The sequence below is a fragment of the Sphingobacterium spiritivorum genome, from assembly GCF_016724845.1.
Taxonomy (GTDB): domain Bacteria; phylum Bacteroidota; class Bacteroidia; order Sphingobacteriales; family Sphingobacteriaceae; genus Sphingobacterium; species Sphingobacterium spiritivorum_A.
In genome coordinates, this window is sequence record NZ_CP068082.1 from 2,378,118 (window position 1) to 2,402,784 (window position 24,667).

At 41.3% G+C, this 24,667-nt stretch carries 14 protein-coding genes; all 14 read left to right on the top strand.

The features are described from left to right. The first annotated feature begins 2 nt into the window (after positions 1-2). The 14 genes from I6J03_RS10015 to I6J03_RS10080 all read left to right on the top strand — a co-directional run bounded on the left by I6J03_RS10015 (position 3) and on the right by I6J03_RS10080 (position 24,602). Positions 3-1,643 (top strand): SusD/RagB family nutrient-binding outer membrane lipoprotein, encoded by a 1,641-nt coding sequence (locus tag I6J03_RS10015; protein ID WP_003012893.1) that lies wholly within the window; start codon positions 3-5, stop codon positions 1,641-1,643. 124 nt (positions 1,644-1,767) lie between these two features. Next, complete coding sequence (locus tag I6J03_RS10020) at positions 1,768-2,421, top strand: N-acetylmuramoyl-L-alanine amidase (protein WP_039990598.1); 654 nt, start codon at positions 1,768-1,770, stop codon at positions 2,419-2,421. Positions 2,422-2,740: 319 nt separating this feature from the next. Next, complete coding sequence (locus tag I6J03_RS10025; protein WP_003012886.1) at positions 2,741-5,755, top strand: SusC/RagA family TonB-linked outer membrane protein; 3,015 nt, start codon at positions 2,741-2,743, stop codon at positions 5,753-5,755. 10 nt (positions 5,756-5,765) lie between these two features. Continuing rightward, a complete protein-coding gene (locus I6J03_RS10030) occupies positions 5,766-7,304 on the top strand; it encodes a SusD/RagB family nutrient-binding outer membrane lipoprotein (protein ID WP_232279873.1) in 1,539 nt (512 codons plus the stop codon). A 4-nt stretch (positions 7,305-7,308) separates the two neighbouring features. Next, positions 7,309-8,079, top strand: coding sequence for a hypothetical protein (locus I6J03_RS10035; protein WP_003012881.1), 771 nt, complete (start codon positions 7,309-7,311; stop codon positions 8,077-8,079). A 1-nt stretch (position 8,080) separates the two neighbouring features. After that, positions 8,081-9,715 carry a PKD domain-containing protein gene (locus tag I6J03_RS10040; protein WP_201694350.1) on the top strand — a complete coding sequence of 545 codons (1,635 nt, stop codon included), beginning with the start codon at positions 8,081-8,083 and terminating at the stop codon, positions 9,713-9,715. 46 nt (positions 9,716-9,761) lie between these two features. Further along, positions 9,762-10,784, top strand: coding sequence for a glycosyl hydrolase family 18 protein (locus tag I6J03_RS10045; protein ID WP_236586224.1), 1,023 nt, complete (start codon positions 9,762-9,764; stop codon positions 10,782-10,784). A gap of 382 nt (positions 10,785-11,166) precedes the next feature. After that, positions 11,167-14,688, top strand: a complete 3,522-nt coding sequence (locus tag I6J03_RS10050; RefSeq protein ID WP_201694353.1) for a SusC/RagA family TonB-linked outer membrane protein — start codon at positions 11,167-11,169, stop codon at positions 14,686-14,688. Positions 14,689-14,698: 10 nt separating this feature from the next. Further along, a complete protein-coding gene (locus tag I6J03_RS10055) occupies positions 14,699-16,540 on the top strand; it encodes a RagB/SusD family nutrient uptake outer membrane protein (protein ID WP_003012870.1) in 1,842 nt (613 codons plus the stop codon). A 65-nt stretch (positions 16,541-16,605) separates the two neighbouring features. Beyond that, positions 16,606-17,835 carry an exo-beta-N-acetylmuramidase NamZ family protein gene (locus tag I6J03_RS10060; protein ID WP_003012868.1) on the top strand — a complete coding sequence of 410 codons (1,230 nt, stop codon included), beginning with the start codon at positions 16,606-16,608 and terminating at the stop codon, positions 17,833-17,835. Positions 17,836-17,847: 12 nt separating this feature from the next. After that, a complete protein-coding gene (locus tag I6J03_RS10065) occupies positions 17,848-19,713 on the top strand; it encodes an outer membrane protein assembly factor BamB family protein (RefSeq protein WP_003012866.1) in 1,866 nt (621 codons plus the stop codon). A gap of 18 nt (positions 19,714-19,731) precedes the next feature. Then, positions 19,732-22,233, top strand: a complete 2,502-nt coding sequence (locus I6J03_RS10070; protein WP_003012864.1) for a glycoside hydrolase family 9 protein — start codon at positions 19,732-19,734, stop codon at positions 22,231-22,233. 31 nt (positions 22,234-22,264) lie between these two features. Continuing rightward, positions 22,265-23,086: an N-acetylmuramic acid 6-phosphate etherase gene (murQ, locus tag I6J03_RS10075; protein ID WP_003012862.1), complete on the top strand. Its 822-nt coding sequence runs from the start codon at positions 22,265-22,267 to the stop codon at positions 23,084-23,086. Between the two features lie 28 nt (positions 23,087-23,114). Beyond that, positions 23,115-24,602: a sodium:solute symporter gene (locus I6J03_RS10080; RefSeq protein WP_003012861.1), complete on the top strand. Its 1,488-nt coding sequence runs from the start codon at positions 23,115-23,117 to the stop codon at positions 24,600-24,602. Positions 24,603-24,667: the final 65 nt, after the last annotated feature.

Consider the following 24,667-nt stretch of genomic DNA (forward strand, 5'->3'; position numbering starts at 1 on the left):
CAATGAAAAAAATTATATATATAGCAACAGTTTTGTCTGCATTGTCTTTAAGTGCCTGCAGCAAATGGCTTGATGTTAATGATAACCCTAATTCCGCAAACGCAACTGTGCCTACTGCGGAGCAAAGGTTGCCGCCTATATTGGCGCAATTTGCTGATGGGTATGAAAGTGCGGGTACAAGAACATCTTTTATTACCCAGCAGTTGGCAGTAGTCAATGCGAGTAACAACAACTGGAATATGACGCGTTGGAATCTGACTAATGCGGCAATAGGATGGCCATGGCAGGCCTGGTATGTAAATACTGCTGTCAATATACAGCCCATGATCGATGCCGCTAATAAAGTTGGAGCTAATCATTATGTGGGTGTTGCAAAGATCATGAAAGCCTGGGGTTTTGGCTACATGGTAGACTGTTATGGTATACTACCTTATGATGAATTTGATGTTGTTAATAATCTGACGCCTAAATTTGATGAAGGCGAGTATGTGTATAGCAAAATTTTGCCTTTGCTGGATGAAGCAATTGCTGATCTGAGTAAACCTCAGGACCAATTTGCACCGGATCTTAAGGTTGGAGATACGTATAATCTGGGAGATGTGCAGAAATGGATTAAGTTAGCATACGGACTTAAAGCCCGTTTTTTAAATCATTTGAGTAAAAGACCGAATTATGATCCGGATCAGATTTTGGATTTATTAACAAAGGCTCCAACTTCAAGTGCAGACGGTACAATTTATCAATATGTGGATGAAAGTGTCAATAATGTGTCTGATAACTCAAAAGCTTCCTTGCAGTGGACAAATACGGGTACTACTGCGCGGATTACTAAGTTTTATTATGATTATATTACCAATAACTATACAAATGCACCGACAGGAGCTAATAATATGGTTGATCCCCGGTTAGACTTATTAGTTCCTAGGATGGATAATGGGACAGGTACTTTAGTGCGAACTAAAGCAGTAGATATGCAGTCGGCCTTACCTAATACAGGCCCGGTTGCTGTTACATTTAATGAAAAGACAAATAAGTTTTCTCATGCAGATTCTGTTTACATCTCCTTGAGAAGTGCAAAAGCAACGACAAGCGGTCGGGTATTGTCAACCGGTACCTGGTATACACAAAAAGGTGGAAAAGGACTTTTGCTGACAGGAGCTGAAATGAAATTTATTGAAGCTGAAATTCGTTTCAAAAAAGGGCAAACTGCTCAGGCTTTGCAAGCGTATAAAGATGGTATCAAAATTCATATGGAGATTATGGGGGTAACCGCTTTAAATGTTGCTAATTTTCTGAATAGCAGTTCTGTGATTCAGGATCCGGGCAAATTGACATTAAGCCATATTATGATTCAAAAGTATATTGCATTGTCTTATTCTCAGGAGCAATGGGCAGATATGAGAAGAATGGATTATTGTATGGATGCATCTGGCAATTACAATGAAGCTACAGGAATTTATAAAGGATTTAACCGACCTGGCCACGTTTTTACTAATTCTTTTCCGGGACCAACAGATTGGCCAAGAAGATTTGCTATTGCTTCTTACGAGATTCAATATAATCTTGATCAGGTAACCAAAGCTGATCCTGATGCAGGTTTACCAACGTATATTACGAAGCCTGTATTTTGGGATAAGAAGTAAGGGACATATTTCCAAAACTGATCTTATTTAGACTAAGCGAGGGTTGAATTTACATTCAGCCCTCGCTTTTTATTTTAATAGGTCTTAATATATATTTGCTTTTATTATTTGTTAAATTTACGGGATGAACAGATACCTTATGTTGTTTTGTAGCTTCCTATGTACTACAGTACTTGCTGCACAAGCGCCAAAAATCATTCAAAAACCAATAACATGGAATGATGAGCGGGAAAAATTATCGCTGGAATACCTGAAAGTCCGGCATGGATTAGATCAGAAAAAAGCTGTTATAAAACCTCAGATCGTGGTCGTTCACTGGACCGCAAATAACAGCGTAAAATCTACATTCAATGCTTTCAATCCGGTGCAGTTACCCGGCAGGCCCGAGCTTACCAAAGCCAGTAAACTTAATGTTTCTTCGCAGTACGTCATTGACCGGGATGGTACGATCTATCAATTCTTACCGGATACCGTATTTGCAAGGCATACTATAGGTCTTAATTATTGTGCCATTGGTATCGAAAACATAGGAAGTGAGAAAAACCCGTTAACAGATGCACAATTGAAGGCCAATACACAACTTATTGATCTGTTATCGGAGAAGTATCCCATTGAACTCGTCATTGGGCATCTGGAATACAAACAGTTTAAGAAAACCAAATGGTGGAAAGAAACGGACCCTAACTATATCACCGGAAAATCAGATCCGGGATTGGACTTTATGAAAAAACTGCGTTCCGGACTGAAAAACACAACCCTCAGAAAGCTCTCCTTTTAGCTTATACTGTTACTGTAACACAAAAATTACCTAAAAGTGTCTAAATGACACTTTTTTTGTTTTCTCTTCTTTCCTTTTTTGATTCAAATAATAAGATTTTAAACACGTTAATGCGGTTTTGTGCGCATTTTAAATTATGCATTATTGCTGTTTAAAAACCTATTCCATACTATTTTTGCATGTTTTGGCTGGTTTTAATTGATGGTTTTGTTTTCTAAACTCAAAATCTTTATTATTTTTATCACGTTTTGCCAATTAACCGACATGAAAACGCAAAACCAATTTAACAACTACTAAAGAATAAACTAATTTTTTCACTATGAGAAAACATCTACTATTGCTGCTGGCAATGCTAGTGTGCCTTTTGGATGTGGTAACTGCTCAGGAGCTAACAATTTCTGGTTTAGTCACATCGCAGGAGGATGGAAAACCTATTTTGGGCGCTTCAATTAAAGTCGTAGGTACTGCTGTAGGAGCAGTGACCGATGCAGGTGGTAAGTATAAGATCAAGGCTGCTAAAGGGCAGACTCTTTCTTTTAGTTACATTGGAATGTTGCCTGTCACACGTGTGGTCGGCGAATCTTCTACTATAGACATTGCTTTGTCGCCCGACATGAAAGGTCTGGATGAGGTAGTGGTTACAGCAATGGGAATTGAGCGTAATAAAAAGAGCCTTACCTATTCCGTGCAGACTGTAAAAGGAGACGATCTCCGGGATGCCAATCAATCGAATGTCCTGAATGCATTACAAGGGCAGATCGCAGGAGCGCAGATCTCATCTTCCGGAGGTTCGCCGGGACTACCTACAGAAATTATCCTTCGGGGATCAAGTACACTTACAGGAGACAACCAGCCCCTGATGATCGTGGATGGTATCCGTGTGAGTAATTCTTCCGCTAATGGAACGGTCAACCGGATTGCGGATTTTAATCCTGCCGATATTGAGGATATTTCCATATTGAAAGGAGCGGCTGCGGCAGCACTTTATGGTATTGATGCCGCTTCCGGTGCAATCATTATTACAACTAAAAAAGGAAAAGCCGGAGCGATGCAGATCAACGGTTCGTACAAGGCGTTTGTCGAGACTATGGGGCGTACACCTCGTCAGCAAGGGATTTATACTACCGGAACAGGAGGAGTATATGATGAAACCTCAGGAAGTTCATGGGGTCGGAAATTTAGATATGATGAGACCGTGTACAATAATATAGATCGCTTCTTTCAGACAGCGCTGACACATGATGTCAACCTGAATGTCAATGGGGGTAGTGAGAAATTAAATTACTATATGTCCGGAGGATACCGCAATGCCGGATCTATGGTGCCGAATACGGAGCAGGAAAAAATCAACTTCCTGTTGAAAGGAACGGCTAAATTAAGTTCGAAACTGGAACTGACCACATCTGCAAATTACATCAAAAACAATATTCAGGAAGGTCTGGGGGGAGTAAACTCTGGTGGATGGATCAATAGTATTCTGACTTATCCGCTCAGATACGATATCCTTTCGTATCAGAAACCAAATGGAGAACCCTTGTATTCGTATATTGAGGCAGAAGATGATGGGCGTAATGCGATGATCTCACCTATGTGGGGTGTAATGCGTAATCCGCGAAACAACGATGTGGAACGTTTTGTCGTCAATGGAAGAATCGATTACAAAGTTGCAGACTGGGTAAGACTTTCGTATCAATTGGGACAGGATTTTACAGCATCCAAATACCGGATTATCACTACGCCGGGAACTCCGGGAACCTACTTTGATGGCCGGGTTTCAGAATCCAATACAAATACAAAATATACAACGTCGATATTCAATGCCACATTTGACCGTAAATTCTATAATGACTTCCGTGCCACGTTGATCTTGGGAGGAACAAGCGATTATTTTGATAGTAAAGGTGTCGGCTATATGGGCGAAAGCCTGCTCGTAAGGGATATCTTCTCTCCGAATGTCGTGGAGCGTGAAAACCTTAGCCTTACAGACACTTGGTCCAGACGTCAGCGTTATGCAATCTATGGAGATTTCAAACTGGAATATAAAAACATCGTTTCTGTTGGGGTAACCGGACGTAATGACTGGTCTTCCACTTTACCTAAAAATGCACGGTCATTCTATTCTCCATCCTACTCCGGTAGTTTTAGTTATAGCGAACTGTTTGATCATGATTCCTGGTTTGGTAAAGTACGTGTGAGTTATGCCAAAGTAGGTAAGGATGCTCCTATTTATCGTACCAATACCAATCTGGTACAAGCGCAGACACAGGGAGGCGGATTCGTGACCAGTGCTACAGGAGGTAATCCGGACCTGAGACCGGAGAAAACCAGTGAATTTGAGATCGGATCAGAATTAAGTTTGTTTAAAAACCGACTGAATCTGGATTTGACCTACTATGAGCGTAAGAGTATTGATATGATTATGACTCCACGCGTGCCTCTGCCTTCAGGATATGTTATTATGACTTTCAATGCAGGTTCACTGCGTAATCGTGGAATCGAAGCTTCCCTTAGCGGAACGCCAATTAAAAAAGATGATTTTACATGGTCATCAACACTAAACGCATGGCGTAATACTTCGAAAATGTTAGAATTTGCGGGAGATATCGTGACATTCAAGTACACCAATGCACAACTTACTGCCGGTACAGCCGCAACGACACTTAATGATGCCGTGTTGGGAATTGTGGGTACTGATTATAAAAGAACAGATGAAGGGTATGTTGTTGTAAATGCAGAGGGTTACCCGATCATAGATTCTAAAGAAAAGTATATCGGTAACCGCGAACCTGAATTTAATATCGGTTGGATGAACAAGTTTCGGTATAAAGATGTCAGTCTTTCTTTTCTGTGGGATTTCAGATTCGGAGGAGATATTCTGAATGCCAGCCGTCAGCGCATGATGTCTGTAGGTACAGCATATGATATCGGAGAATGGAGAGATAAAGAGTTTGTGTTCAATGGTGTTGTGCAGCAAAATGACGGAACGTATGTCAAGAATGAGAAATCCGTCGTGATGGATTACAGTTACTTTGCAAACAACTACTATCAGGTAGGAACCAACTTTGTTGAAAAAGTGAACTGGGCTCGTGTGCGTTATATCACATTAAGCTATGCATTGCCGAAGATGTGGTCCAAACGATTGGGTGTAAATAATCTGAGTCTGGAACTGTCTGCGCAGAATCCTTTCGTTATTACTAATTATTCGGGAGGAGATCCGGAGGTAAACAGTGCCGGACCAAATGCAGGTGGCTCGGGAGCCAGTACGATGGGGGTGGACAATGGGGCTATTCCATTACCTAAATCCTACTCTTTTGGTTTTAATATTTCTTTATAAGCATCGGATCATGACTAGAATTTTAAAAAACATAACAACAGTACTTGCCCTGGTCGTGGTAAGTTCGTGTAGTAAACTGGATATTAATGAGAACCCTGTGAATCCGGTAACCGTGCCTTCTACACAGCGTTTGGCAGCAATAGAAGCCAATCTGGCCTATTCGTTGTATTCTCAGGCACGTTGGGGAGCCTATCACAGCTATTACCTGACGACAAGAACAGGAAATAGTAATGCACAGACAGATACCTGGAATTATAACAGTATTACACGTCTGGGTGCATGGAGATGGCATTACTTTGATGTTGGTAGTAATATTATCGGGCAGGCCGGTATGATTGTCCGTGCTAAAGAAGAAGGGTCTAATAACTACATTGGTGTGGGCAAAATTATGCTTGCATTGAGTTACCTGAGTGCGACAGACGTATTTGGAGATATGCCAATGAAAGAAGCATATATAGGCTCTTTCAATCCGCTGTATGATAGCCAGGAAGAAATTCTGAAAAATATACTCGTGCTTCTGGACGAAGGTGTGGCTGATCTGAACAATGTAAGTGATCAGGCCTTGTCCATGAATGCTAAGACAGATATTATCTACCAGGGAGATCTTAATAAATGGAAAGGTTTGGCCGAAGCGGTAAGAGCTCGTGTAAAGTTGAGAACAGCTAATTTTCAAAATGGTCATCAGGAGTTGCTGACAATTGTAAACAATGCAATCGCTAATTTCTCGGATGCCCTGTATACCTATCCAAAAGGATCGACATCATCCTGGCAGCGCAATCTGTGGGGTCCTTCAGGTCCGCCTCCTGCCGGAGAAGCATTTCAGTTTGCTGATATCAAAAGTGATCTGGAAACCACTCTCCCAACGGATGTGCTTATGAAATCACTGACAATAGACGAAGTAAATAAGGTATATGATCCTCGTTTACTGAAGCTGACAACACCGGGTGTAAACAACAAATATCTGGGAGCTAAAATGTCTGAAGGTCTGCGGGACGTTAATCTTCCGACAGGAACTGTATATCAGGATTTTGCAAACCTGCGAAACGGATTCTGGACATCAGATGATTCTCCTTATCCGATCCTGTTAAAAGAAGAACTTTATTTTATCAAAGCCGAAACACAGTTTTACTTAGGAGATACAGAAGGTGCGCTGGCTTCTTACCATACGGGCATAGATCTGAACCTGAGAAGACTGGGTGTAGCTGAAGGTCAGATCATCAGTTATATGGGGTCTGCCAAGGTTGCACAGAATGCTTCTGCACTGACTATAGCTGACATTATGCTTCAAAAATATATAGCACTCTACCTGCAGGGAGAGACCTGGACAGATATCAGACGGTACGGATACAGTAAAAAAGCTTATCCGAATTTATACTACCCAAGATATGCACTTACCGAATGGACAGGAAGATATATTCAGCGTCTGCCGTACGATCCGCAGACAGAATATGTGTACAATCCTAAAGAAATTGCTCGCTTAGGTGCAACGGCCAGAGACTGGGTATTTAAACCGGTTTGGTGGGCAGAGAAGTCAACATTAAAAGATTAAGAGAATGAGAAAGATAACGAACATACTATATGCAGTAGTCTTAGCATGTGCTTTGATTTCTTGTGAGAAAAATGATCCCATTTCAGAATTGGGAGAAACAAACGGTCAGTTTGCTGCCCAGTTGAGAGTGTCGTATAATAATACACGGCCGGCAATCGGCGATACCTTACAAGTGACAGCATCGACCTGGCAGCGTGATGATAAATTTTCAGAAGTGAGGTTTATGGAGACTATAGTCGAAACATTCGGTATTAATATGAGTCTTAAAAACGGGACGCAACTATTGACAAAAGGAGAAACTGAGTCTACGCTGACCGTTATAGATTCCATTGCAAAAGCAAATTCATGGTTGAAAGTTGCTGCTGCCGATATGGATAAATACTGGGTAACTGTAACCAATAATTATGTGATGGTAGGAAGGTATCCGATGGTTATTAAAGAAGGGAAGTATCCGAATAACAGCAACTTGGTTACGAAGTTGTCGGATCAGGAGTTTGAAATACTGAAGGGGTTGCTGGCTTATACGATTACCAGGGCAGATTATCTGGTCTTGTATCCGAGTGCTCCTGCCAGTCATTTTACGAATGGCGGAACTTATGTGTTGTCACAAACGGGTATTAATAATCTAAAGCAGACATTGACAAAAACACAGTTGCTACCCGTTGTCAACAGCATTAAAAAAGTAGGGAAATACAGTGTGACTATAGATGTGGCGGCAATAACTTCAACAGGTACTGCTACAGTAGCGACCAGAACATTCGAAAACAGTTTATAATATGAAGACAGTTAAATTTTTATACCTATTTATCGGCCTTGTCATATTAGGCTGTTCAAAGGATGAGATAACCGGTATCGGCCAGCAGGGGGAGTATATCGCAAATTTTGATTTTCCGGAATATGCTATTACCGCTCCGGCAAAAGTGGTGCTGACAAACCGATCAAAGAATGCAGACAGGTTTCAATGGCAGTTTGAAGGGGCAAAGATTATCGATAGCAAAGGTAAGGTACAGGATGTGACTACATCTGAAAAAATGGTTCCGGATACTATTTTTTATGAACTTCCGGGTGAATACAGTGTCAGCCTGACCACCTGGCAAGGCGATCAGAAAAAGGAGATTACAAAGAAAATCGTTATCCCTAAAATGCAGCCAAAGATCAACGTGCCTGAGAATATAGCCGTTTATACAGATGTACAATTCTCCGCCAGCATATTTACGTATCCCGGAAAAACGGTTACCTATAGCTGGGATTTTGGCAACGGAGTAGTTTCAGATCTCGAAAAGCCTGTTATTAAGTTTACAAAAGAAGGTAGTCAGATTGTGAAACTGACTGTCAATGACGGCGTAGAAACGCTAACAACAGAAGTTGCAGTAGATGTCAAAGGAGAGCTGGCCAAAACCATTTATTTTACGGATGTCATTACCAAGAAAATCTACAAATATAAACTGACTACTTTGGCGCCGTCTACCGTAGTTGATCTTGGAATTACCACCGGTGTCAGTCCTTTAGGTTTGTCTATAGGTAATGGCAAGGTGTATCTGTCAGATGCCGGTCTTGGATTGCGTTTTAGTACCGGTACCAATGCAAACGGAGATGGTTTTGTGAAATATTTCAATCTGGATGGAACAGGCGAGACCTTCCTGACAAAGAGAAGTGTTGTCGGAGCATCCGAATATAACCTGGATCCATGGATGAACGCAGTAGATTCGGATGGTAATGTCTGGTGGACAAGCCGTAATAACGGTGTGTATGTAGCTGCCGGAGGTGGGGTAGAGATTCCTTATCCTAACTTTAAATTCAGACCAACAGCGACCAATATTCCCGGTTTTTCTTCTTCCACACATTTCTATAGCGGAATTAAAGAAGTGAATGGTGAAATCTGGGTTTCGTTTACTGGTACTGCAGGTGTCGGAATTCATAAGTTCAGCAAAGCTGGAGCGTTTATCGGCTCCCTGTCAGGAACTATTAAGTCTTTAGGAGTACGTCAGTTTGTCGTAGATCAGGTCAATAAGCAGATTTATTTTGCGATCAACAGAGGCGGAACATATATACCGGGAATTTACCGTTCGGATATGGACGGCAATAATATTGTTGCCGTTTATAATGATCCGGCTGTAATGGGCTTTACTGCTACAGGATTTAGTGATCAGGGCTATGTAGCACCGGACAACACAAATGAGACCATCTATGTAACCGGTATGGATATCGATGTAGATGAGACCGGAAAAGGTTATCTATACTTTGGTTACCGTAATAAAGCTGACGCAAGTGGAGCAAATGCACCACAGACAGTTGGTTCGGGATCTAAATCCGGAGTCCTGAGATATAAATTAGGAACAAGTGAAACTCCTGAATTTATTATCAAAGGATATGCGCCTTATGGTATCGCTATTGATCAGGTAAAACGATAAGATATAATCTGCCCCTGTAGAAATGCAGGGGCTAAATAAAATGAATATGAAGAAATTTTTAATATTGGGTATAGCCCTTTTGGTAACACTGGTGTCCTGTAAGAAGGATGTTATCTGGGTGCCGGATGGTTACGGAGCAGATCAGTTTGTCAAACCGACAACTCCTTATCAGCCAGATCTTTCATTTAAAACGGTTGTTTATTTACCAAGTTACCGTACGATTGCCGCTATAGACACAACAGCGTTGGAAAGTTTGACACATGTGATATACGCGTTTATGCAGCCCAAGTCCGACGGATCATTGGTTTTGCAGGGAACAAAGGAAAACATGCAGGCTGCGGTCAGGTTGGTAAAGCGTCACAATAAGAAAATTGTAATCGCAATGAATGGTGTGGATTCGGTATTTACGACGATTGTTTCCAATCCGCAGTTACGATCTAAATTTATTGCGAATATAGTGAGCTTTACGCTTCAGAACCAGTTCGATGGCGTAGATATGGATTGGGAATATCCAAGATCCAATAAGGCGAATGATGTTACGTTCGGAATCTTTATGCAAGAGTTAGGTGCCGAGCTTCACTCCTGGCACCGTACACTCAGTATGGCTGTGACCGCAGGGATCTTTGCGGGGACTGTAAAAGAAGGAATCAGCAAAGAGGCTATAGATGCCTGTGATTTTGTCAACCTTATGGCTTATGATGGTATTGGAACAGATTCGGCCAATCCCAACCACCATGCAAGCTATGGTATGGCAGAGCGTGTGCTTAATATCTGGATAACAGAAAAAGGGCTTCCGGCAAATAAGGCTGTTTTAGGATTGCCGGCTTATGGGAAAACGGCCGCCAATGCAGCAACTCCATATCGGGATTTGCTTGCGATGGGAGCGAATGCAAATGCTGATGAATTTACTAAAGATGGAAAGACTTATTATTACAATGGTGAAAATACCATCAGGCTGAAAACACAGCTGGCCAAACAAAAAGGAAATGGAATTATGTTTTGGGAATGGGGTCAGGATGCTGTAGGAGCACAATCTTTAATAAAAGTGGGTTTTGCTGCTGCAAAGTAAGTATTCGCCAACTTAATCGTTTTTAAATGCCGGCAGTAAAGTGCCGGCATTTTTTGTTATAAACGCAATTGTATCGTAAACGTGACAAAATAGTGTATTTGTTACACTATCCTTTTGTCTTTTAAATAGCAGTCAATCTGATTATTGTGCGTTTTTGTGCGCATTTTCAAAATTTGACCTGCCTGTTTCTGCTTTTTACAAGAGCCTAAATCAAAACTATTACATAGCAAAGTAAGTGTTTCCTCACTTTATTTGTTAATAAATGTTAATTATATCCATATTTCTTGCATACTTTTATCCTGATTTAAAACAAAACAAACATAAACAGGCAAAACTTTTTAAAATCTACTTTAAAAAACAAGCTAATTTAATCTAAAAAAGTATGAGAAAATTTCTACTATTTTCTGTTGCTCTAGGGTTATCCTTGCCATTTTCGGAAGCACATGCCGAAAATGTAAAAGGTAATGCGCTCGTCCGCGAAGCAACTTCGTACATGAGTTCAAATCTACGAATGGAGCAAGGGACGGTTCAAGGGACAGTATCCGGTCCTGACGGACCACTGGCGGGTGTTACTGTCTCTGTGGTGGGAACCACTACTTCTACACAAACGGATGCCAAAGGGCAGTTTCGTCTTACAGCTCCGATAGGAGCTAAAGTCCGTTTTTCAAGTGTAGGATTTACATCTAAAGATCTGACTGTTACATCTAACACATTGAATGTAACGCTGACAAGTGACGAATCTACACTGGATGAGGTCGTGGTTGTAGGATACGGTACACAGAAAAAGGGAAATCTAACCGGAGCTGTGTCTACCATCAATGTAAAGGAAAATTTGCAGAGTCGGCCTATTGCAGATGTCGGTCGTGCTATACAGGGAACAACTCCAGGTTTGAGTGTCACCATACCTAGCGGTGAAGTTGGTTCTGATCCGAGAATCAGAATCCGTGGTGCTATTTCTTCTATGCAGGGAAACAGTAATCCATTGATCTTATTGGATAATGTGGAAATTCCAAGTATTCAGTATGTCAATCCGGAAGATATCGAATCGATCTCCGTACTGAAAGATGCTGCTGCATCCTCTATTTATGGAGCAAAAGCTGCGTTTGGTGTTATTCTCATTACAAGTAAGACCGGCGGTACGCAGGAAAAAATCAATATTAATTACTCCAACAACTTTTCTTTCCAAAATCCCTTCAAAAAATATGAAATGGGGCGTGTCAATGCATTGAAATATACAATGGATGCATTAGACCGTATCGGAGCTGTAGAAACAGGAGCGTTTTACAAAGTAAACCGCGAGAGTTATGAAAAAGCGGTAGAATGGGATAAAAAATACGGATCCACTATTGGTGCAGATGATCCGACTGTATATGGTCGTGACTGGTATGTAAACCCGGGAGATCCGACCAAGAAATATGGTGTGCGTACATACGATCCGTATGATTATATGATCCGTGAATGGGCACCTACACAGACACATAACCTGTCATTGAATGGTAACCTGAATAAAACCAAGTATACCATGTCATTTGGATCGCTCAATCAGAGTGGTATGTTGAAACCGGGAGATTCGGATAAATTCAAAAGATACAATGCAGCTTTACGTGTGAGTTCGGAGCTGAATAAATATCTGACTGTTCGCGGAGGCGCCATGTTTGCACAGCGGAACAAGACGTATCCGTATGCCACCAACTCTACTACAGCCGATCCATGGTTGTACATGTACAGATGGAGTTCCTTATATCCGATGGGAAATGACGAAAACGGAAATCCGATTCGCAGCCCATGGAGCGAAAACTCCGTGGCAAATGATGCCAGTATGCTGCGCAATTATATCAACTTAAATGCGGGTGCAACGGTCAATATCATGAAAAACTGGAAAGTAGATATAGACTACACTTTCACAAATGAAGACTACAGCTGGAGAAGAAACGGAACCCGTTATACTGCAGCCAACTCATGGGTCGCTGCAAAGCAAAGATTTGATAAAGACGGTAAGCCGGTGTATGTAAATAGTGACGGACAGACTGTTGCTTCTACAGATCCGGGAGCGATATTGGCATATGATCTTTCAAAAGATACATATACTGCTAACGGGTCCGCTCAGGATCATATCTATATGCGATCTGAAAATGAGCGCAGACACACTGTAAATGCATTCACTACCTATCAGCTGAATCTGAATGATGCACACGATTTCAAATTTATGCTGGGACTTAACAGAGTGACTACGGATGGACAATACCACTGGACACAACGTGCAGACCTGATAGATATCACTAATCCTCAGTTTGACCTGGCCGTGGGACAAGTTACCGGTAGCGGAGGTGAATCATGGGATTCTCAACTTGGATATTTCGGACGTGTCAACTATGCTTTTAAAAACAAATATCTGGTCGAAGCGAATCTGCGTTATGACGGTTCTTCTAAATTTCCAACGGATTTGAAGTGGAGATGGTTTCCATCCTTTTCTGCAGGTTGGGTAGCTTCAGAAGAAAGTTTTATGGAGTGGGCTAAGCCTACATTAAGTAACCTGAAGTTCAGAGGATCATGGGGTATTATCGGAAATCAGGCCGTTCCTTCCGATCTGTATATAGCGAATATGACTGCAGGACAGACGGGTTGGATTGCGAATGGTGCGTTGACCAATTCGGTAGGTACTCCTAAGCTGAATGTCCCTTCTGTAACCTGGGAAGATCTGGAAACATTGGATTTTGGTGTGGATGCACGTTTCTTCCAAAACAAACTGGGTTTAACATTTGACTGGTATCAGAAGAAAACAAATAACATGTTTGCTCCTATGGAGGGAACGACCTGGACCTTAGGTGCTGCTGCTCCATTCGGAAACTATGGTACATTGACAACTAAAGGTTTCGAGTTGGCTATTGACTTCAACCACCGTTTCGAAAACGGATTGGGGATCAATTTAAGAGCTAATATCGATGATGCCAAGTCTGTATTTAGCGGATACACCTCACAAAGAGGTACAGGGTTAAATTACGATGGCCGTGTATACGGAGATATCTGGGGATATGAGACAGATCGTCTGTATCAGTATGATGACTTTGTGTTAGATGGTAACGGAAAACCTCAACTGGTTAGCCTGACTCCTGAAATGTCAAAATACAATACCAGCGGTGGTGGTAAAGCATACTTGCTGAAGGACGGACCTAACGGAGAAAAAGCTGTTTATCAGCCGAGGTTCCAGAATTCAACGAATTTTTACTTCGGTCCCGGTGATGTTAAATTTAAAGACTTAAATGGTGACGGTGAGATTGATAACGGAAACGGAACAGTAGAAAATCCGGGCGATATGCGTATTATCGGAAACTCTACTCCACGTTACCAGTACGGATTCAGAATAGGAGCAGATTATAAAGGATTTGATCTTTCTGCATTCTTCCAGGGAGTAGGACAGCGTAGTGTATGGGGAGTCGGATTCCTGGCTATTCCCGGTTTTAACGTTTCTGACGGAGCTATGCCTGCATCTTTTGTTAATGATTACTGGACACCGGATAATCAGGATGCATTCTATCCTGCAGCATTTAATAATGCAGGAACATTAAATGTAAATAATATGCAGATTCAATCGCGCTATTTGCTGGACATGTCCTACCTGAGAGTGAAAAACCTGACTTTGGGTTATACCATCCCAAGAAATGTGCTGGAGCGTGTTAAGATCAATAATTTAAGAGTATACGTTTCTCTGGAAAACTTCTTTACATGGGATAAGCTGAACGGATTGCCTATTGATCCGGAAGAAGTAGAGGGAGAATCTATCTTTAATCCGACAAGCAGCAGAAGTCAAATCTCATTCGATGCCAATAGTTATAACGGAGGAAGAACAGGTGTCGGTACGCCAAGCTTTAAAAGTGCATCTTTTGGTATTCAGTTGAATTTTTAATGTGTCAAAAATGAAAATAAGTAAAAAAATCATATATACAATGCTTGCTACTACAGTTGGTTTAGCAAGCTGTAATAAAGATGTTCTGGACAGACCCGAGAAAACAAAAGTTATAGATAAAGATTTTTGGAGAAATCAGGGAGATGTAAAGTTATACGCCAATGACTTTTACACCAATTACTTTGTGGGATACAACTCCGGGTTCGGAACTGCATATGCACCCATGACCGGTTATACAATGGCAGATGATTTCACGTCAGAAGGAACGCAGACCGGATTTGAAGCGACTGTCCCTGCTACCAGAGGTTCTACATCAGAAGTTCCTGCGATTCTCTCTCAGCAATACGGCGGAGGACCCAACTGGAATTTTGCGTGGGTTCGCAAAGCAAATGTCATGATTAACAGACTGGACAATCAGGCTAAAGCAAATCTTTCTCAGGAAGAGTATAATCACTGGATGGCAGTGGCTAGATTCTTCAGAGGTTTTGAATATTCCAGATTAACCAGTGTCTTCGGAGATGTTCCATACTATGACGCACCTGTGGATCCTACAGATCAGGCCTCTATGTACAAAGAACGTACGCCTAGAGGAGAAGTAATGGATCGTGTGTACGATGACTTTAAATATGTGCTGGCTAATATGCGTCTGGACGATGGTGCACAGTACGTAAATCGTTATGCGGCGGCGGCACTCATTTCTAATATGATGTTATTCGAAGGGTCATGGCAGCATTATCACGGTCTGGACGCAACAAGAGCTAAAAAATATCTGGAATTAGCTGTTGAAGCAGCTCAGTTTGTAATGGATAGCGGAAAATGGCGTTTTAATAATGACTTCAAAAGTCTCTTTGCGTCTGATAATCTGGCAACCAATACAGAGGTTATATTTTACAGATCCTATGATGATGTGTTGAAAGTAACACATGCTGTATCTTCTTACAGCAATGGTACGGAAGGTCAGCCTCGTGGTGCTAATCTGGATCTGTTGAAAGCATTTATCTGTAACGATGGTCAGACATGGCAAAATTCTACAGTTGCAAATGCAAAGGATTTTACACTGAAAAATCTGGCAAAAACAAGAGATCCGCGTTTCGAAGCCACATTTATGGATACGGTGAATACAGCATCTTCCACGATGGCTTATGCGCACAAATTTGCAGGAAGAGATGCATTGACTTATATCGGTAAGACCTATCCGGCTAAATGGGGTAGTAATACAAATGTCAGTGATGCACCTGTTGTACGCCTTGGTGAAGTAGTGCTAAACTGGATCGAAGCAAAACAGATCCTGGCAGAAAAATTTGGTGGTGCGGCAGTGACTCAGGCAGATCTGGATAAGTCGATCAATGCGATCCGTAATCGTCCTTTAGATACAGAAGCAACAAATAAGGGTGTAAAGAAAACAGCTCCTTTAACTCTGGCAAATCTACCTAATGATCCTACCCGTGACGGAGAGATTTCCCAATTGATGTGGGAAATCCGCAGAGAAAGACGCATGGAATTTGTTTATGAATACGCACGTATCAATGATATCAGACGGTGGAAGAAATTAAACTATATGAATTTTGTAAAAGAAGATTACAGTTTAGGACCATGGGTAAATGTGAAAAAAGATTTGCCAAACCGATTGACAGCAACTTATAGAAATGTACTGAAAGTAAAAAATGCAAACGGACAGATTATTACATATGACGGTAACAATGCAGATGCGTTGGTCGGGTATTATGTAGTGGCGAGATTTGCAAATCGTGTTGCTTTTACAGACAGAGCTTATTTAGCTCCTGTGGGCTTAAATCAGATACAACAATATACCGAGTTAGGCTATACACTGGCTCAGACACCAGGTTGGTAATTATTTAAACAATTATAAATATACAACACCAAGAGAACCAAATCTCTTGGTGTTTTCTACTGCTTATGAAAAAACTATTTACATTATCACTTATCACTGTGGTACTGATGCAGAACGCCTGTACTTCAGCTTCAAAACAAGCGGCGGTAAGAAATGATTCTGTTGCACAGACCACTGTTGCTTCATCTCCTCTTCCCGGAGCTGATCAGCTATCTGCTTATCTGCCTTTGCTGAAAGGCAAGAAAGTAGGTTTGATGGGGAATCAGACATCTATTGTCGGAAAAGATAAGGAACATCTTGTCGATGTGCTGTTAAGAGAGAAGGTAAATTTGAAATTCGGATTTGCTCCTGAACATGGTTTCCGCGGAAATGTGGAGCGTGGTGAAAAAGTAAGCAATGATGTAGACCAGAAAACAGGTCTTCCGTTATACACCCTATATGGAGGTAATGAGAAGCAGGACTCCATTGTGAAGTCTGTAGATGTCATGATATTTGATCTGCAGGATGTGGGTGCTCGCTTTTATACATACATCACCTCTCTGCATCGTGTGATGGAATTATGCGCTAAACATAACAAAGAGCTGATCGTACTGGACAGACCTAATCCAAACGGAGATCAGGTGGATGGTCCGGTCAGAAAAGATGATAAATTCAAATCAAATGTCTCTTTTCATAAGATTGCTATGATTCACGGACTGACAGTGGGTGAACTGGCACATATGATCAATGGAGAGAAATGGCTGGAGAAGGGAAAGCAATGTAAAGTAACGGTCATTCCGGTTAAGAACTATGATCACAAAACGATGTATGATCTGCCCGTTATTCCGTCCCCTAGCCTTCCGAATCATCTTTCCGTACGTCTGTATACTTCTCTGTGTCTGTTCGAAGGAACAGATATTTCAGTTGGTCGCGGCACAGACTGGCCTTTTCAGGTGGTAGGATATACGGATCCTGTATATGGTCAGTTTACATTTACACCAAGTGAGCGCGCCGGAATGGTAAAACATGTGGAAGGAAAAGGAACAACCAATTACGGCATTGACCTTAGAAACCTAAATCCGGATGAACAGAAGTTTACGCTTAAATATATTCTTCACTTCTATGATAAGATGCCGGATAAATCCAAATTCTTTGCGCGTGCAGAATTTTTTGATAAGCTGGCTGGTACCGACGAATTAAGGAAGCAGATTCTGGCCGGAAAATCAGAACAACAAATCCGTGATTCCTGGAAGCAGGAGCTGAGTGATTATAAAAAGATGCGTAAGCAATATTTGCTGTATCCTGATTTTGAATAAAAAGCCACAAAAATGAAAAACATGCCTACTAAATCTATATTTATTGCTCTTTGTCTTCTTGTTGCACAAAGTCTTTCTGCTCAATCATTCAGATTTGCACATGTGACTGATACGCATGTTGGAGGAGCAACAGGAGCGGATGACTTACGCCGGACGGTCAAGGATCTGAATGCGCAGCAGCAACTGGATTTTGTTATTCTCTCGGGCGATATAACGGAATTTGGTGCAGATGCAGAATTAAAATTAGCTAAGCAGATTCTGGATAGCCTGCAGTTGCCCTGGTATGTCATACCTGGCAATCATGACGGTAACTGGTCCGAAAATGGCGCAAATACATTCAGAACAGTATTTGGAGGAGAGACATTTTTTTTCAGACATAAAGGCTACATGTTCATGGGGACCAACTCAGGACCCAATATGCGTATGAGTCCCGGTCAGATCCCAAGAGAAAATCTGGTGTGGATGGATTCGGTCTTTAAAGCAAATCCCGATACGCAGACGCCACTGATATATATCAATCATTATCCGCAGGATTCATCACTCAACAATTGGTTTGAAGCAATAGATCGTGTGAAGAAAAGGAATGTACAACTGGCATTTTGTGGTCACGGACACGCGAATGTAAAATATAACTGGGAAGGTATTCCCGGTATAATGGGAAGATCAAATCTTCGTGCAAAGGATAGCATCGGAGGATACAATATTGTAACCATAGGAGACGGAAAAGCGGTTTATCAGGTAAAGAAACCGGGGCAGGCCCCGGAATCTGCCTGGGCAACTGTAGAATTGAAAGATCATCAGTTTGCGACAGATAAAACAGTCTATCCCAGACCTGATTATACAGTCAATACAAAGTACAGTGATAAAGTAAAGGTGAATTGGGTGTTTGAAGATGCCGGTGATATAGGTGCAGGTATGAACAGCTATAAAGATCTTATTATTACAGCCAATACACTTGGTGAAATCATAGCCTTAAATAACAAGACAGGGAAAAAAGTATGGACTTTTTCTACAAAAGGAAAAGTCTATTCTACTCCTGCCGTATGGAGAAATACGATTGTTGTAGGATCATCGGATCACAGCATTTATGGTATTAATGCCAACAACGGAAAGCTGAAATGGAAAATAGATACAGAAAAATCTGTGTTAGGATCGCCTGCAGTACATAATGGAACGGCTTACATAGGTGGGTCTGATGGAAAGTTCAGAGCTGTAGATATTAGCACCGGAGCTGTAAAATGGACTTTTGAACAGGTAAAGGGATATGTTTCGACCCTGCCAACTCTGTATAAAGACAAGGTTATCTTCGGATCCTGGGGAAATGGTTTTTATGCCTTGAATACTGCAGATGGAAAATTAGCCTGGGAATGGAACAACGGGCATGCTAACCGTATGTTTTCTGCTGCAGCCTGCTACCCTGTCGCTATTCACGATCGTATCTTCGTGGTTGCTCCGGATAGATTTATGACAGCATTGGATGCTTCAGACGGTCATATTATATGGAGAGCTAAAAAAGATCCTTATCGTGTAAGAGAATCAATGGGCTTATCAAAAGATGGTCAGCATGTATACGTTAAAACTATGGATGGGCAACTGTTGGGTATCTCAAGCCGTGCCGATAGTATGGACATTGCCTGGCAGTCAAAGTTACAATTGCCTTACGAACTTACTCCGTCTGCAATCGTGTCAGCAGGACGTTACGTGTTTGTGCCAAGTCAATCAGGGCTGGTTTCAGCAGTTAATGCGAAGTCCGGAGAAATAGAATGGCAATATAAAATTTCAAATGGTATGGTTAATCCTATATTAGTAAGCAAAAAAAATAGTATTATTGCAAGTACAATGGACGGTAAAGTTGTTTCGCTGTCATATCAACCTTAATCACTGAAAATATCAAAGATGACATTAACACATAAACATAAGCAAAAAATCATGCAGATAGCCATGCTGTTTTGTGCTGTTTTGTGTTTTAATCTTGCTAAATCACAAGAAAAATCTTGGATTCGTATTAATCAGATAGGCTATACCCCGCAGGCCGTCAAGGTGGCTGTGTGGGTTTCAAAAGAGCAATCGGTCCCTCATAAATTTGAGTTGATCAATGTGCGCACACAAAAAACAGTCTTTAAAAATAGTACCGGCAAAAATTTCGGAGCTTACGGGCCGTTTCTCCATTCTCTTCGCTTAGATTTTTCTGTGTTCCGGGAAGAGGGCGAATATTATATTAAGGCAGGTAAGGCCGTTTCCCCTACATTTAAGATTAATAAAAATGTCTATAAAGGCACTGCAGATTTTGCTCTGCGTTATATGAGGCAACAACGTACACTTTTCAATCCGTTCTTACAGGATAGCTGTCATACCCATGACGGATTTACGATGTATGCCGGAAAGGCCGGGCTTCCGGACAGTACGCAGATCGATGCAGGAGGAGGCTGGCATGATGCATCCGATTACCTTCAGTATTCAACTACTTCTGCGAATGCAACATATCATCTGCTGGCTGCTTACCGTGATTTTCCGCATGTTTTTGAAGATACCAAACAAGCCAACGGACTGGTGGGTAAAAATGGCATTGCCGATGTTCTGGATGAAGCAAAATGGGGGCTGGACTGGCTCCTGAAAATGCATCCTCAGCCACATCTGATGTTTAATCAGATCGCTGATGACAGGGATCACACAAATATGCGTATTCCCAAAGAAGACCCGTTTTATGGAAGAGGATTCGAACGCCCGGTTTACTTTATTGACGGCGAACCACAGCAACGCGGGAAATTTATGAACAATACTACCGGTACAAGTTCTACAGCAGCTAAGTTTTCCAGTGCATTTACATTAGGCAGTACCTTATTTCAGTCTGTTGACCCCGGATATTCCGGTGCACTGCAGGACAAAGCAAAATCAGCTCTGGAATATGCTTATATAAAACCGGGAGTGACACAGACCGTTTCTGTCAAATCTCCTTATATCTATGCAGAAGACAATTGGGTAGATGATATGGAGCTGGCGTCAGCTCTGATGTTTTCCAAGACAGGAGATCAGACATATGCGAGAAAAGCATTGGATTTCGCAGAGCAGGAAAAAGTAACTCCCTGGATGATCAGAGATACAGCGAGTCATTATCAATATTATCCTTTTATTAATCTTGGTCACTACGAATTAGCTAAATCGTTAAAAGGAGATGAACAGAAACAAGTGATTGCATTTTATAAAGAAGGTATAGATGAGGTGTGGTCACGGGCAAAGGAAAATGCCTTCTACCGCGGCGTACCTTTCATCTGGTGCAGTAATAATCTTACCGTTTCATTTGCTATACAATGTAAATGGTATCGGGATATCAGTAAGGATTCTTCCTATGCCGCTTTAGAGCAGGCCAATATCGATTGGTTATTTGGTGTCAATCCATGGGGTACAAGTATGGTTTACGGTCTTCCGGCTGATGGAGATACTCCGGTTGATCCACACTCCGCATTTACAAAGATTGGAAACTATCCTATCGATGGCGGATTGGTAGACGGACCTGTATATTCTTCTATATTCAATAATCTGATCGGGATCAAATTGAATGAAGAAGATGAATATGCCGAATTCCAGAGTGAGCTGGCTGTCTATCATGATGATTATGGTGACTACAGTACAAATGAACCAACAATGGATGGAACGGCTTCGCTGGTGTATTTGTTAGCAGCTCAGGAAGAGGATAGCCATCATGTGGTAAAAGATAACTACGGTGCGATTATAAAAGGTGATCCGGCCAAAAAGAATATTTCATTAGTCTTTACAGCAGATGAATTCTATGATGGAGCGACTTCCATTCTGGAAACATTGAAAAAAGAAAAGGTTCAGGGCTCGTTCTTTGTTACCGGTCGCTTTCTGGATAACCCGAATACCGATGGTATCACGAAAGAGATTGTTAAAAGGGGGCATTATTTAGCGCCTCATTCCGATCAGCATTTGTTGTACTGCGACTGGGAAGACCGCCAGCATACACGGGTTTCAAAAGAGGAATTTACTCAGGATCTGAATAATAATTTTCAGAAAATGAAAAAATATGGAGTGAAGAGAGATGTTGCCAGATATTTCTTACCTTCATATGAGTGGTATAATGCAGACATTGTTTCATGGGCAGGACAGGAAGGAATTCAGGTTGTAAATTTTACGCCTGGGTTAAGAACGGCTGCAGATTATACGTATCCGGAATTGGGTAACCGTTATCTGGATTCAGAAACTATTTACAATCAATTGATTGAAAAGGAACAAAAAGAAGGATTAAACGGATACATTATATTAGTACATTTGGGGACGGATCCGAAGCGTAAGGATAAATTTTATACTTTGCTACCTCGTCTGATTAAAGAATTAAGAAAAAAAGATTACCATTTTAAAGTGATAAACGACATGCTGTAACGTAGCGCAGCATATACAAGTGATTAAGACAATGATAAAGATGATTAACACCACGGAGAAAGAATCCAACTATCAGGACCTGGACAAAATGTCTGTACACGAATTGTTAACCAATATAAATGCAGAGGATAATACAGTCCCTTTAGCTGTAGAAAGAGCAATTCCTCAGATTGAAAAGCTCGTAACGGCAACGGTAGAGAAAATGAAAACCGGAGGACGTCTTTTCTATATCGGAGCAGGCACCAGTGGCCGTCTGGGTATACTGGATGCTTCGGAATGCCCTCCAACATTCGGGGTGCCGTTTGACTGGATTATCGGATTGATCGCTGGTGGTGATACGGCTATACGTAAAGCCGTGGAATTTGCAGAAGATGATATCGAGCAGGCTTGGAAAGATCTGGAAGAATACGGTGTAAACGAAAAAGACGTAGTGATCGGTATCGCTGCATCCGGAACTACTCCGTATGTCATCGGTGGATTGACTACAGCCAATGAAAAGGGATTAATCACAGGATGTATTGTTTGTAACGGAGGATCCCCGATCGCTGCGGTAGCACAGTTACCAGTCGAAGTGATTGTAGGCCCTGAGTTTGTAACAGGATCTACACGTATGAAAGCCGGAACTGCACAGAAGTTGGTTCTCAATATGTTAAGTACATCTATCATGATCCGGTTAGGGCGTGTCAAAGGTAATAAAATGGTCGATATGCAGTTGTCCAATCACAAATTGGTTGCCAGAGGAGTTCGTATCATTATGGATGAAACAGGGGCTGATGAATTAACGGCATCAGAATTACTGGAAGAATTTGGAAATGTCCGCAAGGCAATAGAGAATTATGTAAGTAAAGGATAACGAACACTAAAACAATCAAACTAAACACATGTCACCTTTAATATTATTAACCTTTTTATTGGTTTATTTCGGACTTTTGCTCGGAGTAGCCTATTTTACATCCAGAAAATCATCTGACAACTCTACATTTTTTGTTGCTAACCGCAATTCTAAATGGTATATGGTTGCTTTTGGAATGATAGGTACAGCGCTGTCAGGAGTTACATTTATCTCTGTTCCGGGTGCAGTAGGTCATACTAACTTCAGCTACTTCCAGTTTGTCTTGGGTAATGCTGTAGGATTTGTGATGATTGCATATGTGTTGTTACCCTTGTATTATCGTATGAATCTGACATCTATTTACACCTATTTAGAAGAACGATTCGGGCATAAAAGCTATAAAAGCGGGGCGATGATATTCTTGATATCCAGAACTATAGGTTCGGCATTCAGACTTTACCTGGTTGCTATCATTCTGCAGAAATTTATATTTGATTCCCTTCAGGTTCCATTTGCAGTAACGATTGCAATCTGTCTCATCCTGATTTGGATGTATACAAATAAAGGAGGTCTTAAGACTATTATTATCACCGATACATTGCAGACATTCTTCCTGTTGCTGGCGGTTGTCCTCTCCATTTATTTCATGGCAGACGGTCTTGGAATATCAGTAGTAGAAGCATTTGAAAAGGTGAAAAACAGTTCATACTCCTCTATATTCGTATGGGAAGATCTGTTGGGCGATAAGAATCACTTCCTAAAGAATTTCATTGGAGGTATATTCGTTACCATCGCTATGACCGGACTGGATCAGGATCTGATGCAGAAGAATTTAAGTATGAGTACGATCGGCGAAGCACAGAAAAACATGTTGACTTTTACCAGCATATTTGTTGTTATCAATTTGTTTTTTCTCGCAGTAGGCGCATTGCTGTATATCTATGCTGCAGAAAATAATATTGATGTTTCCGCTTTACGTACACCGGATTATTTATATCCTGAAATTGCACTGAATTATCTTTCACTTGCTCCAGGCATTATCTTTATGATGGGGCTTACTGCCGCGACATTTGCGACTACAGATTCTGCTTTGACAGCACTGACTACATCTTTCTGTGTGGATTTTCTAAACTTCAATAAAAAGGCAAATCCAAATGATCCGGCTTTAGTGCGTCAGCGCAATTGGGTTCATGTGGGATTCTCTGTACTGATGCTTGTTGTTATCTTGATTTTCAGAATTCTCAACGATGATTCTGTTGTTACAGCAATTTTCGTAGCAGCGAGCTATACATATGGTCCTTTGTTGGGATTATTTGCTCTAGGTATTTTGACAAGATATCGTGTCAATGATAATTTGGTTCCATTTATTTGTGTGCTCTCTCCGGTTATATTATTCTTGATCAATTACTTTCTGATTGTACCGCATACAACGTACAGAATCGGTTACGAATTGATCGTGTATAACGGATTCCTGACTGCCCTGATGTTGATCATCACATCGCCGGGCAAACAGCATGCTGATACCAAAGCCCTCTAATCTACCTATGAATACCATTTGATACTTGTGCGTGCAAAAAAAATGCGTTAAGTTTGAATTTAAAC

Bases quoted from the DNA above. Each gene is read 5' to 3' on its own strand.
- I6J03_RS10015 (WP_003012893.1), top strand. From the start codon at position 3: ATGAAAAAAATTATATATATAGCAACAGTTTTGTCTGCATTGTCTTTA.
- murQ (WP_003012862.1), top strand. From the start codon at position 22,265: ATGATAAAGATGATTAACACCACGGAGAAAGAATCCAACTATCAGGAC.
- I6J03_RS10060 (WP_003012868.1), top strand. From the start codon at position 16,606: ATGAAAAAACTATTTACATTATCACTTATCACTGTGGTACTGATGCAG.
- I6J03_RS10080 (WP_003012861.1), top strand. From the start codon at position 23,115: ATGTCACCTTTAATATTATTAACCTTTTTATTGGTTTATTTCGGACTT.
- I6J03_RS10030 (WP_232279873.1), top strand. From the start codon at position 5,766: ATGACTAGAATTTTAAAAAACATAACAACAGTACTTGCCCTGGTCGTG.
- I6J03_RS10020 (WP_039990598.1), top strand. From the start codon at position 1,768: ATGAACAGATACCTTATGTTGTTTTGTAGCTTCCTATGTACTACAGTA.
- I6J03_RS10040 (WP_201694350.1), top strand. From the start codon at position 8,081: ATGAAGACAGTTAAATTTTTATACCTATTTATCGGCCTTGTCATATTA.
- I6J03_RS10025 (WP_003012886.1), top strand. From the start codon at position 2,741: ATGAGAAAACATCTACTATTGCTGCTGGCAATGCTAGTGTGCCTTTTG.
- I6J03_RS10045 (WP_236586224.1), top strand. From the start codon at position 9,762: ATGAAGAAATTTTTAATATTGGGTATAGCCCTTTTGGTAACACTGGTG.
- I6J03_RS10065 (WP_003012866.1), top strand. From the start codon at position 17,848: ATGAAAAACATGCCTACTAAATCTATATTTATTGCTCTTTGTCTTCTT.
- I6J03_RS10055 (WP_003012870.1), top strand. From the start codon at position 14,699: ATGAAAATAAGTAAAAAAATCATATATACAATGCTTGCTACTACAGTT.
- I6J03_RS10070 (WP_003012864.1), top strand. From the start codon at position 19,732: ATGACATTAACACATAAACATAAGCAAAAAATCATGCAGATAGCCATG.
- I6J03_RS10050 (WP_201694353.1), top strand. From the start codon at position 11,167: ATGAGAAAATTTCTACTATTTTCTGTTGCTCTAGGGTTATCCTTGCCA.
- I6J03_RS10035 (WP_003012881.1), top strand. From the start codon at position 7,309: ATGAGAAAGATAACGAACATACTATATGCAGTAGTCTTAGCATGTGCT.